The following is a 12,748-nucleotide window of genomic DNA, read 5'->3' on the forward strand; positions in this document are numbered from 1 at the left end:
GCTCATGCGCGGTCCTCCCCCTCTGCCTTGGCGGCGCGCTGCGCGACATGGGCGAGCTGGGCCAGCGCCATCATCACCGCCCCCACGACGACGCTCGCGACGCCCAGGTCGAACAGCGTCGCGGTGGCCAGCTCGAACTCGCCGATCAACGGCAGGTGGAAATAGCCGAAGCTGCTCGACAGGAACGGCGCGCCGAATACCAGCGCGCCCAGCCCGGTAGCCGCGGCGATCAGCACGCCCGTGCCGATCAGCGCGTGCTCGCCGAACTTGCGGCGTTCATCGGTCCAGTCGAAGCCCGAGGCGAGATATTGCAGCAGGATCGCGATCGAGAAGATCAGCGCGGCGATGAATCCGCCGCCCGGCTGGTTATGGCCGCGCAGAAAGATGTAGCTGCCGACCAGCAGCGCCAGGGGCAGCAAGAGCCGTGTCGCCATCACGAACATCATCGGATGCCGTTCGGGCGAGTGGGTGTCGCTCGATCGCCACGCGCGCAGCCGGCGCCCGGCAACCCCGCGCGCGGCGGGTTCGAGCAGCGCATAGATCGCCAGCCCCGCGATGCCGAGCACGATGATCTCGCCCAGCGTGTCGAAGGCGCGGAAATCGACCAGGGTGACATTGACGACATTGGTGCCGCCCCCGCCCGCATAGCTGTTGTCCCAGTGGAAACGGGCGATGCCGGGGCGCTCGGGCCGCGTCATCACCGCCCAGGCCAGCCACCCGCTGCCCAGCCCGGCAGCCACCGCGATCGCGCCGTCGCGCAGCCGCCGCGACACGCCCGAAAGGCGGGGCGGGCTGCCCGGCAGCAGGTGGAGTGCCAGCAGCATCAGCAGGATCGTGACGACCTCGACCGAAATCTGGGTCAGCGCCAGATCGGGCGCGGACAGGTGGATGAAGGCCAGCGCCATCACGATGCCGATCACGCTGATGAAGATCAGCGCCAGAAAGCGTCGCCGATCCACGGCGACGACGGCGACGACCGCGGCGATCAGCGCGATCCACGCGACAATGGCGACGGGCGACGCGGGCGTGGTCGCGCGGTCGCCTGCAGTGACTCCGTATCTCAGCCCGGCATCGATGCCGAGCGCCAGCGCCACGACGAACAGCACCAGCAGATAGCGCTGCAGCGATGTCACGTGAATGGCACTGGACAACCGTCGCAGGCCAGCAACAGCGTGCGCCATCCCGCCCTCAAACAGCCGCTTGGCGTCGGCCGACGGCAGGCGCGCGACGACTGCCGCAACTCCACGATAGCGGATCAGCAGCAGCACTGCCGCCGCGACCGCGCCCAGGCTCATCAGCAGCGCCGGATTGAGCCCGTGCCACAGCGCCAGATGCAGTTCGGGTGACGTCCCGCCGGTCACCGCGCGGCTGGCGGCCGCGACCAGCGGACCGGCCAGCGTCATCGGCATCAATCCCAGCGCGAGCGCCAGGCCGGCCAGTAGCGCAGGCGGGCCGAGCAGCAGCGCGCCGGGATCGTGCGGTGCCGCGACGTCGCCGGTGCGGCGCTTGCCGAAATGCAGCGCGACGGCGTAGCGCAGCGAATAGGCCGCCGAGAGCAGCGCGGCGATCGTGGCGAGCACCGGCACGAGCAGCGCCTGCCCGGCAACCCGCGTGTGCGCACTCTCCTCGAGCATCATTTCCTTCGAGATGAACCCGCCCAGCGGCGGCAGGCCCGCCATCGCCGCCGCCGCCAGCACCCCCAGCGTCGCGGTGAGCGGCATGATCGCCGCCAGCCCGCCCAGCCGCCGGATATCACGCGTGCCCGTTTCATGGTCGAGGATGCCGGCATGCATGAACAGCGCCGCCTTGAACGCGGCATGGTTCAGGATGTGGAAGATCGCCGCCGTCACCGCCGCGACCGTGCCGAAGCCCAGCAGCATCACCATCAGCCCCAGTTGACTGATCGTCGAATAGGCAAGGATCGCCTTGAGATCGCTGCGGAACAGGGCGACGCCGGCGCCGAACAGCATCGTCGCCAAGCCCACCGTGGTGACGATCCCGAACCAAGGATCGCTGCCCGCCAGCACCGGCCACAGCCGCGCCAGCAGGAACACGCCCACCTTCACCATCGTTGCCGAATGCAGATAGGCGCTGACCGGCGTCGGCGCCGCCATCGCGTGCGGCAGCCAGAAATGGAACGGAAACTGCGCCGATTTGGTGAACGCGCCGGCGAAGATCAGGATCAGCATCGGCACGTACAGCGGCGAGGCCTGCACCATGTCCGCCCGCGCCAGAATCGTCGCGAGGTCGTAGCTGCCCGCCGCCTTGCCCAGCAGCACCATGCCCGCGATCAGCGCAAGACCACCGCCGCCGGTAATTGTCAGCGCCATCCGCGCGCCCTGACGCGCCTCCGCCTTGTCGCGCCAGAAGCCGATCAGCAGGAACGAGGCAAGGCTGGTCAGTTCCCAGAACACCAGCATCAACAGCACGTTGCGTGACAAGGCGATGCCGACCATGGCTCCCTGGAACAGCATCAGGAACGACAGGAAGCGCGCCGTGGACTCCGTCTTCTTCAGATAGCCCTGCGCGTAGACGATAACGAGCAGCCCGATCCCAAGGATCAGGCCGGCAAACAGCAGCGCCAACGGATCGAGCCACAGGCTGACGTCGAGACCGAGCACCGGCAGCCAGGGGATCGTAAGCCGCGGGGTGCGGCCGGAAAGGGCGGCAGGCGCCTGCGACAGCAACAGGGCCAGTCCTCCCGCGCTGCTCGCCGCGGCGATCCACAGGTGGACCGCCCGGGTCGCATCGCGCGCCGCCGCGATCGCGACGACCGCCAGGAACGGCAGGCAGATCAGGACCAGCAATAGCATCGGCGCTTCCCCCTCAACCAAAGCGCCGGACCAGGCCATGGCACCCGCAAGTCTGCGAAGCGCGCCGGCATTCTGATCGCTGCACGCGATCAAGACAGCCGAAAGGTTCGGCGCACCGGGCGGTTTCCACGTCCCGGGGGAGGAAGACAGAGAGTCCGCTGTTTGGATCAGGCAAGCCTATGCTCCGGGCATGACAATTCTCCGTTGGCGGCCCGACCAACGTGAGAACCTGCCCGCGCAATGCTTTTCGCGAACACCCGAGGCCGGGTACTGCACGATGCACCACGCGTTCACAACCCCGATTCACCCGATGGTGGTCGTTGTCGGCGCTGCCCGCTTCGTCGCGCGATCATACGTTCCGCTGAAAGCGACTTCCAGCCGCAACCGCACCAATAACGTGTCAGCAGCCCCGCAACAGCAATGTTCGAAGCAGTGGAGACGGCGGATCCCAGCCCTCAAGAAACGCCAGGATCGCACCCGTCCGCGGGTACGTGGCGGCCGATGCGGGATGCGCTCGCTCAGGCCGCGATGGGAAGCGGTGCCGCCGCTGCCGGGCACGGCTTGGGCGCGTGGCGCGCCTGGATGGCCTTCAGCGACGCAAGGAGACTGATCACCGCCCCCTCGGTGCTGTCGAAATCCTGGCGCTTCGTATTGAGGATGCCCTCGTTCATCAGGGTCTCGAGCGCGAGCCGCGCCCGCGAGACGCGGCTTTTGACCGTGCCCAGCATCACCCCGGTAACCTCGGCCACCTCCTCATAGGACATGCCCGCTGCGGCAACCAATATGATCGCCTCGCGCTGGTCGGGGGTTAGCTGCTGGAGCGCCCGCATCAGGTCGCGAAGCTCCACCGTCTTGTCCTGGCTGGCCGGCGCGGCCAGGACGCGATCCGCCACGAGGTCATTCCACTCGCCCACGAAGCGCTTGCGCCGCGTCTGGCTGAAATAGAGGTTGCGCAAGATGGTGAAGGCCCATGCCTTGAAATTGGTGCCCGCCTGAAACCGGCTGCGCGCGGACCATGCCTTGAGCATGGTCTCCTGGACGAGATCATCCGTCGTATCGCGATTACCGCACAAGCCCCGTCCGAAGGCCCGGAGGTGCGGGATGACCTTCTGCAGCTGGTCCTTGAATTCCTCGTCGGTGAGCGCCGTAGTGCTCGAACCGCTCATGTCCGCCTTTTGCATGGTTAACCCCACCCTGTTTCCTCGTCCCCGCAAGAACGTTTCGGAAAGGAAACCGTTCCACGACGTTGTCGGTCTCGCACCGGTTCACGTCGCTGCCGGGGTTCCGGAGCCGGCCAGGCCCAGCGGTGCGCCGCAATCCCCCGGGTGTGTCGCGACGCCGAAAACCGGAAGCGGTTACGGCTCGATGCGCTGGACCGATACGGCAGCGTTGGGCTTCTGCGCTTCCTGTTCGAGCGCGTACGTTCGCTGATCGAGCAGCTCGCGCACCTTGGTTGCGAGCCCGGCATAGGTGAAGGGCTTGGCGATCAGGTCCACCGTCGGCGCCAACCGACCGTCGTGCAGCATGACGTCGCTCGGATATCCCGACGCGAACAGCACCCGAAGGCCCGGGCGTAGACGATGGGCACGGTCCGCGAGCTCGCGACCGGACATCTTGGGCATGACGACGTCGGTCAGCAGCATCGAGATCGCCAGATCGTCGCGCCCCAGCAGCGTGATGGCAGCCGCGCCGTCGTCGGCTTCGATCACGCGGTACCCCAGCTCGCGCAGGATGCCTGCCGTATAGTCCCGGACATCCTCATCATCCTCGACCACGAGGATCGTCTCGTCGGCACGGCCTGCCCCCGGCGCGCCGTCGTCGCTCACCAGCTCGATCACCGCCCCCTGCGCCTGACGCGCGAGATATACGCAGAAGGTCGTCCCTTTTCCTTCCGTGGACGCGATGGAGATATGTCCGCCGGACTGCTTGACGAAGCCGTATACCATCGACAGCCCGAGACCCGTGCCCTTGCCCACTTCCTTGGTCGTGAAGAACGGGTCGAAGACCTTGGCCATCGTCTCCGGTGACATGCCGGTGCCGGTGTCGGTGACGGAAATCGCCACATAGGATCCGGGCGGGCAATCGTCCGACAACGGCTCGTGCCGTTCGATGTTCTCCGCCTTGATGGTGAGCGTGCCGCCCGCAGGCATGGCATCCCGGGCGTTCACCGCCAGGTTGAGGATGACGTTTTCGAGCTGGTGCGGATCCACCTCGACGGCCCAGATGCCGGGATCGGCAACGATCCGCACCACGATCGTTTCAGGAATCGAGCGCAAGAGCAGATCCGACATGCCAGCCAGCACATGCCCGACATCGATGGTTTTCGGCTCAAGGGGCTGTCGCCGCGAGAAGGCAAGCAGACGCTGAGTCAGCGCGGCGGCGCGTTCGGCGCCCTTCAGCGCATGCTCCAGCGACCGCCGCACCCGCGGATCTCCCGCGTCGCCCATGCGCCGCACGGCAGCGTCGACATTACCGATGATGACCGTGAGCAGATTGTTGAAGTCGTGGGCGATTCCTCCGGTCAGCTGGCCGACGGCTTCCATCTTCTGCGCCTGGCGCAACGCATCTTCGGTCTGCCGGTGCTCCGCCACTTCCTGCTGGACGCGCATCTCCAGCGTCTCTGCCAGTTCGCGCAGGCGCGCTTCCTGGTCCTTCGCCTCGGTCACGTCATAGATGACACCGATCAGCCGGTAGCCCGATCCTTCGCGCAGCACCTCGCCGCGCCGCGCGATCCAGCGGCGCCTGCCGTCATCGTGGCGCACGACGCCGAACACGCCCTCCAGCGTGTCCTCGATCAACACGCTGCCGGGCGGCGGAAGCAGCGGCGGCTCGCCGGCGGCCAGCACTGCGTTGATCGTGTTGACCGGAAGCGCGGTTGCGGGCTGCAGGCCAAGCAACTGGCAGAACTCCGCCGAGACCGCGGCCGTGGCGAAGCCGTCGATATATTCGAACGTGCCGACGCCGCCCGCGGACTGTGCGATGCGCAGCCGCTCCTCGGTGCGCTTCCGCTCGGTGACGTCGATGAAAAGCCCCGTGAATCGCAGCGGCTCGTCGTCCGCATCGAGATGCAGCTGGCCGCGCCCGTGCATCCACAGCGTCGATCCGTCCGGTGCGGTGACGCGGAACTCCTTGGAGAAATGCTCCGCGCCCGCCAGGATGCCGGCGATGGCGATGCGGATGCGCGGCCGGTCCGCGCTGTGAATGGCCTTGAAGAAGGTGGACGTCGGCAGCGCCGAGTCAGCTGCCTCCGCGTCTAGCCCATATAGTTCCGCAAAGGCTGAATCGACGCGCAGCGTATCGGCAGCGATGTCCCAGTCCCAGCTACCGCTGGCGCCGACAGCAGCCATGAAGGCGTGCGCCTGTCCGGTGCCAGAGAAGGGCGATTCACGCGTCATTTCCAACAACCCGCTCGATGAACTCGCCAAGCAGCGCCTTGATCGTTTCAAGCGACGGAAGACCCATGATCATGGCGATGTAGCCGCGAATATCGCGCTTCCGCACCGCGAAATCGATATAAAGGAAGAGCACCAAGCCATCCGATGCGGTGTCGCCCTTCACTTCGAACAATGTCGCGCTGTCTCCGCGCAGCACTTCGGGGATGGTCATCGTCAGCGACCGCTTCAGCATGTTGGCCATGGTAGCGAGGCAGGAATTCAGGATGACGTTACCGGTTTCGGTGAGCGCCTCGGTTTCCATTTCCACCAGATCCGCGCCAGTGAGCGCATCTCCCGTCACGGCGCGCGCAAGCTCCAGGCTGTTGCTTTCCGGGAAGATCAGCAGCGCTCTGCCCGCGAAGGGTCCGCTGAAATCCTGGCGCACCGCCACGAGATCCGAATCCTCGCGTTCCCCGATCAGCCGGGCGGCCCGGTGCTGGCTCAGCACGTCGATCGAGGGAACCGACAGGCTTACCTGATCGCCGATCATCTTGCGGAGATTCGACGCGGCCCGGCTGACGCCGATGTTCACGATTTCGGTGAGCGCGTCCCGTTCGAGCTCGCCGAGCACCACATTATCCGAAGTCACGCCTTCGCCATCCGCAGCCGCAGCGCCGCGCCCGAAAGAAATGGCTCGATGCTTTCCGCCGTCACCGGCTTGGCGACGAACGCCGCGTTCACGTCGCGGGCGCGTGCGATGATCTCGTCCTGCACGTTGGCCGTGATGATCGCCAGGGGCATCTCCGACCGCCGCGCACGGATCGCCGCGGCGAGCTCCAGCCCGTCCATCTCCGGCATGTTGAAGTCGATGAGCGCCACGTCGATCGCTTGCGCGTCGATCACCCGCAGCGCCTCGTTGCCGCCGCTCGCCTCGACCTTCTGCCAGTCAGGTTTGATCTCGGCCAGCGCTTTCCCCGCGACAATGCGCGCCAGCTTGCTGTCGTCGACAATCAACACGGTAACCGGCATGCAAAACTCCGAAATTCGAGCCGGCATACCCCCACGGAGCCAACCCCGAAACGATCTTACCACCGCGGGTGGAGGTTGTCATAGAAGCAGATCAATCAGGTGGCGGGCAGCGAAGCTGTCCGCCGGCGGTGCAGCGCGGATCTCAGGCTTCGCCACGATCAGTATCTGCAATGCTGCCAGATGAAGCCGCTCCACCCCAGAGAGGTCGATATGTCTTTTGGGGCATTCCTGCAGATACACCAGAAGCGTGTCGGCGTCCTCGGCGAGGCATCGGCCTTCGAGGTAGATCACATCTCCGGCCAGTCGAACGGTCACGCTGCGAGCTCCCCCAGATCCAGGACGAGCAGAACGCCGCCATCCCCCAACAGGGTGGTTCCGCCGATGCCGCGCACCCCCGCGAGGAGCCCGCTGGGCGTCCGCACGGCAGCCTCCATGCGGTCGCCAAACCCATCCACGCGCAACGCGACGGTTTCACCCGACGCGCGCGTGACCAGCAACCTCGCGACGGACGTGCGAACCTCGCGGCCCTCCAGCAATCGGGCCAGGCTCAGTACCGGCACGGTCTGCCCACGCAGAACGCAGGCCATGCCCTCGCCAACGGGCATCAGCGCCGCCGCGTCGAGCCGGACCGTTTCCACGATCTGCTCGAACGGCACGCCATAGCGCTCGCCTGCCGCCTCGACGACGAGGAGCTGCGTCGTGAGCGCGTTGGCAGGAAAGCGAAGCCGGAAGCGGGTTCCTTGGCCCGGCGTGCTATCGACCACGATCGTCCCGCGAAGCTTCTCGACCGCTGCCCGAACGGCATCCATGCCAACGCCCCGGCCCGACACTTCGGTGACCCGCCCCGCCGTGGAGAAGCCGGGGGCGAAGATCAGCCGCCGTGCCTCCGCATCCTCCAGTCGCCCGGCCGTCTCTGGATCGAGCAGCCCGCGGGTTACGGCCATCTCCCGCATCCTGGCGGGATCGATGCCGGCGCCGTCGTCGACGAGGTCGATCACTATCGCGTCTCCCTCGTGCGCGGCCGCCAGGGTAATGCGCCCCTCCGGCGCCTTGCCCGCGGCACTTCGCTGCGCAGCGATTTCGATGCCGTGATCGATGGCGTTCCGGAGCAGGTGCAGCAGCGGCTCGTACAGGCCTTCCGCGATCTGCTTGTCGACCTCCAGCGTTTCGCCCTTGGTGGCGAAGGTCACCGATTTGCCCAGCCCCGCGGCGACCTCCCGGACCATGCGGGGAAAGCGGCGGAATACCGGCGCAAGCGGCACCAGACGAATGGCGTGGACCCCGCGCCGCAGTTCGGCCGCCGCCCGCTCCACGGCACCCTGGGTCGCCCGGATCTTCGCGGCGAGTTGCGGATCGACTTGTTCTGCTTCCCGCGAAAGCGGCGCCAGCGCATGAACGGCAACGAGCAGTTCGGAGACGCCGTCCGCCAGCGCGTCGACCCGGGCCGCATCGACCCGGATGATGGGTGTCGCTCCCGCTTCGCGTGCCTGGGCGGGCCTCGTCTCTGGTGCGACAGGATGCAATTCGACCTGGTCGCGCACCAGACGGAAGGCGCCCTGAAGTGCCTCGATGGGTGCCCCGCTCACGCCTTCCAGGATGGAGATGCACCGGAATGGATCGAGCGCCTCGAGGCTCGGCCAGGCCTCCGCTGCAGGCCTAACATCCAGCCAGAGGAGATCGGGTATCGCGGCGGCGACGGCCAGGGGATCATCGCCGCGGAAGAAGCAGTCCGCATCGGGCGTGTAGCGAAACGCCGTCGCCGGACCGTCGGCATGTGCGGCCAGCTGCCTTGCCCATTCCGGCGTCTGCCCGCCAACTGCGGAAGGCCCCGGACGCGCGTGCCCGGGCAAATCGCCGATGAGGTTCGCCGCGAGGGCGCCGGCCTCGTCCGACAAGGCACCGGTGGTTTCGACCTCGTCGATCCAGCGGTCCACCGCGTCGAGACAGGCCACCAGCGCGGCGCCGGCCTTGGCGTCGATGGCCGCCCCCTCCTTGCGAGCGCGTTCCAGGACATCTTCGGCGGCATGGAGCGTGCGTTCCGCCGCCGCCATCGGGAAGATCGCGACCGAGCCCTTGAGCGTGTGGATCGCGCGGAAGGCTGCGTCGATCGCCGTCGCGTCTGCGGGATCGTGCGCCAGCGAAGCCAGGGCAGCCGACGCGGCAGCCACCAGATCGCGTCCTTCGATCAGGAAATGTTCCAGCAACTCGTCCATTACGGTCTACGATAGACGATTGCGTTCTCAAGGCGAGCCATGGCGAAACGATCGGTGATGCGTGCCATCGACTCGCTGTGCCCCAGGCAGACGAACCCGCCGGGGTTGAGGCTCTCGAACAGGTTCGCAGCCGCCAACAACCGCGACTCATCGTCGAAATAGATCAGCAGGTTACGGCACAGGATCACGTCGAACCGGCCAAGCCCGGTCAGCGTCGTCCGGTCCACGATATTGGCCGGAACGAAGCGCACGGACTCGCGAAGGTCGTCGATGATTTTCCGGCGGTGGCCGTGCTCCGGCTCGAAATAGCGATCGACGACGTCCTTGGGCAGCCGCGCCAGCGCGCGAGTACCGTAGCGTCCGGCGCGTGCGAGTTGGATCGCGGCGGTATCGAGATCCGATCCGACGATCTCGATATTGTAGGCGTCAACGAGCGGCCAGTGTTCGAGCAGCCAGATCGCGATCGAATAGGCCTCCTCGCCGGTCGAGCACGGCATCGACCAGATGCGGATCAAATCGCCCGGGCGACGCTCGCGGGCCAGCGCGGGCAGGATCTCGCGTGCCAGCGCAGCAAGCTGATGATCCTCCCGGTAGAAATAGGTTTCGTTGATCGTGAAGGCGTTGATCAACGCTTCCCGTTCCGGCCCGTCGGTCTCCGCGAAGCCGAGATAGCCCTGCACGTCCTCGAAGCCGGCGCGTACCATCCGCGCGCCGATGCGGCGTTCGATATAATAGCGCTTGTTGGCGCCGAAGATCATCCCGGTCCAGCGATACAGCAGCGCGCCGACCCGCTGCATTTCGTCCCCTGTCAGTGCCGGCAACGGAGCGCTGGCGACCAGATCGCGCCTGGTCATCGCGCGAACAACGCAATCAGTTCGGCGGCCAGACTGTCGAGCGGCGCGACGATGGAAGCCCCTTCGGCCGCAACCAGCGCTCCCGGCATACCCCAGACGACGGCGGTATCGCTGGATTCGGCAAGCGTGGTACCGCCGCGCGCCTTCAGTTCCGTCAGGGCGGCAGCCCCGTCATTTCCCATGCCGGTCATCAGCACGCCGACTAGTTGATCCGGCGACAGGTGCGCCATAGCACTTTGGACCATGCGATCGACGCTGGGATGCCAGAAATGGTCGGCACTGCTGGGCGCGGCCGCTGCCGCAAGGCTGCCGGCGCGACGGGTGACGATCAGGTCCGCGTCGCCGCGACCGACATAGACGTTTCCCGGTTCGAGCACGGTCGATCGCGCCACTTCGCTGACGGTGAGCGCGCACATCTTGTCCAGCCGCCGCGCAAGGGGACCGGTGAAGGTGGCGGGCATGTGCTGGGCGACGAGCACGGGCCAGGGGAAATCGGCCGGCAGGCCATCCAGCAAAACGTCGAGCGCGGGGGGACCTCCGGTCGAGCAGCCGACCAGCACGAGGCCCTCGGCGGGCAGCGGTCCGGCGGCGGCACTCCGGCGGACCGCCTTCGATCGGGCCGATGCAACCGTGCTCGGTTTGACACGCGTCCGCGCTTGCACACGCTCACGCAGCCGGGTTGCGCGCGAGATGCGGATGGCGGCCGCGGTACGGACCTTGTCCAGAAGCGCGGGAATGACGGACTCGATCTCGAGCGAAAGCGCTCCCCGCGGCTTGGCGATGAAATCGACCGCGCCCAGTTCGATCGCCTGCAGGGTCACATCCGCACCCTCGGCGGTCAGCGACGAGACCATCACCACCGGGCAGGGCCGCTCGATCATGATGCGATCGAGGCAGGCCAGGCCATCCATGCCGGGCATATGGATGTCGAGCGTGATCACGTCGGGCGCGAAAGCCGCAAGGCGCTGCAGCGCTTCGGCCCCGCTGCGTGCGACCTCGACCTCGAAGTCGCCGGCATCCATGAAAATGTCGACGAGCAGTCGGCGCATGAGCGGCGAGTCGTCGACGATCAGCAGCTTGATCACGATGCGCCGGCCATGCCTCGCAACAGGTCCTGTTCGGCACCGTCGAGCAGTTCGCGCGGCGAGACGATCAGCACGATTTCCTCCCGTTCGGATAGACGCGCGACGTGTTTGAAAAGCCGCGTTCCTTCGGTGTCGAGGTCAGGCGCCGGCTGGAGGGCATCCGATGCAATGCGGACGATCTCGGAGGCAGCATCGACCGCAAAGCCGGCGCGAACCTCGCCGACGCGGACGATGATGACCCGTCGCCGCAGTCCTGGGCGGGCTATCTCGCCGAAGCGTTCGGCCTGATCGATCACCGGCACCGCCGCGCCGCGAAGGCTCATCACCCCCTTCACGAAGGAGGGCGCCTTAGGGAGGCGGGCGAGCCTGCCGGGAAGCGCCACGACTTCGTCCACCGCGTCGATCGGCACCGCGAAGACGCCGTCGCCGATCCGAAACAGCAGGAACTGCGCACCGGTCGTATCCACCGCCGCCTCGCCGGGATTTACTGCAGCGCTACCCTGCGTGAGACGTGCCGTGATGTCGGGGCGGAGCAAATGCTCGGCAGCCAGCACGGACACGAGCTTGCGCCCGTCATCGACGCGGCAGATCGCCTGGATGCGTGCCTCGGCGCTGCCGCGGGTCAGCACCTGAGGCACCGGATCGATCGCGGTTTCCGGTACGCGCTCGATACCGCGCACCGCGTCCACGAGCAGGCCCACGCGGCTCCCGCCGATCCGCGCCACCACGATGCGGGAACGTGCTGCCGCGTCGCCCACCGGCATCGCGAGAAGCGCCCCGAGCGACAGCACCGGCAGCAGTTCTCCGCGGACGGTGATGCTGCCGACCACTACCGGATCCGCATGGGGCATGCGGGCGACCTCCGCAGGCACGCGCAGCACTTCGTCGATCGCACCGAGCGGCAGGGCGAATGCCTGCTCGGCCAGTGTGAAAACGACCAGCGCCACCGTGTCGGCGGCCGTGGCGCCGGTTTCCTGCCGGTCCGCCCCCCCCACACCCGGCGCCCGCCGGGCCGCGCGCGGCGTGATGCTGGCGGCGATCAGCGCAGCGGCGTCCAGCGCCGTCGTATCGGCGGCGTCTTCCGCGCGCGCCAACTGGTCCGCCCGGTCGACGGCGAGGGCAAACAGATCGCCGTCTTCCACGATGATCACGCGCTGCTCGCTGCCGCCCGGTCGCCCGGTCATCGCGGCCAGCGAGAGCACGGGCACGACCTTGCCCCGGATATTGGCCAAGCCCAGCAGCGCCGAAGGGCCATGGGGCACGCGCGTCACCCTGGGCATACGGGTGACCTCGCGAACGATGGTCGTCGGAAGCGAGAGGCTTTGTCCGGCGACGCGCAGCATCAGGACGTTCTCGGCCGCTTCGGCGATCTCCGCCATG

At 67.2% G+C, this 12,748-nt stretch carries 10 protein-coding genes; all 10 read right to left on the bottom strand.

Translation table 11 applies throughout. From position 1 onward, the window contains the following. Positions 1–2: 2 nt before the first annotated feature. The 10 genes from QZ670_RS12760 to QZ670_RS12805 all read right to left on the bottom strand — a co-directional run bounded on the left by QZ670_RS12760 (position 3) and on the right by QZ670_RS12805 (position 12,747). Entirely contained in the window at positions 3–2,813 is a 2,811-nt protein-coding gene (locus QZ670_RS12760) for a monovalent cation/H+ antiporter subunit A (protein WP_294255956.1), read from the bottom strand. Positions 2,814–3,331: 518 nt separating this feature from the next. Further along, positions 3,332–3,979, bottom strand: a complete 648-nt coding sequence (locus QZ670_RS12765; RefSeq protein WP_294255958.1) for a sigma-70 family RNA polymerase sigma factor — start codon at positions 3,977–3,979, stop codon at positions 3,332–3,334. Positions 3,980–4,168: 189 nt separating this feature from the next. Further along, complete coding sequence (locus QZ670_RS12770; RefSeq protein ID WP_294255960.1) at positions 4,169–6,160, bottom strand: hybrid sensor histidine kinase/response regulator; 1,992 nt, start codon at positions 6,158–6,160, stop codon at positions 4,169–4,171. Positions 6,161–6,197: 37 nt separating this feature from the next. Beyond that, positions 6,198–6,836, bottom strand: a complete 639-nt coding sequence (locus QZ670_RS12775; RefSeq protein ID WP_294255962.1) for a chemotaxis protein CheX — start codon at positions 6,834–6,836, stop codon at positions 6,198–6,200. Further along, a complete protein-coding gene (locus tag QZ670_RS12780) occupies positions 6,833–7,216 on the bottom strand; it encodes a response regulator (RefSeq protein ID WP_294255963.1) in 384 nt (127 codons plus the stop codon). Before QZ670_RS12780 ends, QZ670_RS12775 begins: the two co-directional genes overlap by 4 nt. A 78-nt stretch (positions 7,217–7,294) precedes the next feature. After that, a complete protein-coding gene (locus QZ670_RS12785; RefSeq protein ID WP_294255965.1) occupies positions 7,295–7,531 on the bottom strand; it encodes a hypothetical protein in 237 nt (78 codons plus the stop codon). Then, positions 7,528–9,429 carry a chemotaxis protein CheA gene (locus QZ670_RS12790; RefSeq protein ID WP_294255968.1) on the bottom strand — a complete coding sequence of 634 codons (1,902 nt, stop codon included), beginning with the start codon at positions 9,427–9,429 and terminating at the stop codon, positions 7,528–7,530. Before QZ670_RS12790 ends, QZ670_RS12785 begins: the two co-directional genes overlap by 4 nt. Further along, complete coding sequence (locus QZ670_RS12795) at positions 9,429–10,283, bottom strand: protein-glutamate O-methyltransferase CheR (RefSeq protein WP_294255971.1); 855 nt, start codon at positions 10,281–10,283, stop codon at positions 9,429–9,431. Before QZ670_RS12795 ends, QZ670_RS12790 begins: the two co-directional genes overlap by 1 nt. Next, positions 10,280–11,368 carry a chemotaxis-specific protein-glutamate methyltransferase CheB gene (cheB, locus tag QZ670_RS12800; RefSeq protein WP_294255974.1) on the bottom strand — a complete coding sequence of 363 codons (1,089 nt, stop codon included), beginning with the start codon at positions 11,366–11,368 and terminating at the stop codon, positions 10,280–10,282. Before cheB ends, QZ670_RS12795 begins: the two co-directional genes overlap by 4 nt. Continuing rightward, entirely contained in the window at positions 11,365–12,747 is a 1,383-nt protein-coding gene (locus QZ670_RS12805) for a chemotaxis protein CheW (RefSeq protein WP_294255977.1), read from the bottom strand. The genes cheB and QZ670_RS12805 overlap by 4 nt, the downstream gene beginning before the upstream one ends. Position 12,748: the final 1 nt, after the last annotated feature.

This window comes from uncultured Sphingomonas sp. (assembly GCF_913774285.1).
GTDB lineage: Bacteria > Pseudomonadota > Alphaproteobacteria > Sphingomonadales > Sphingomonadaceae > Sphingomonas.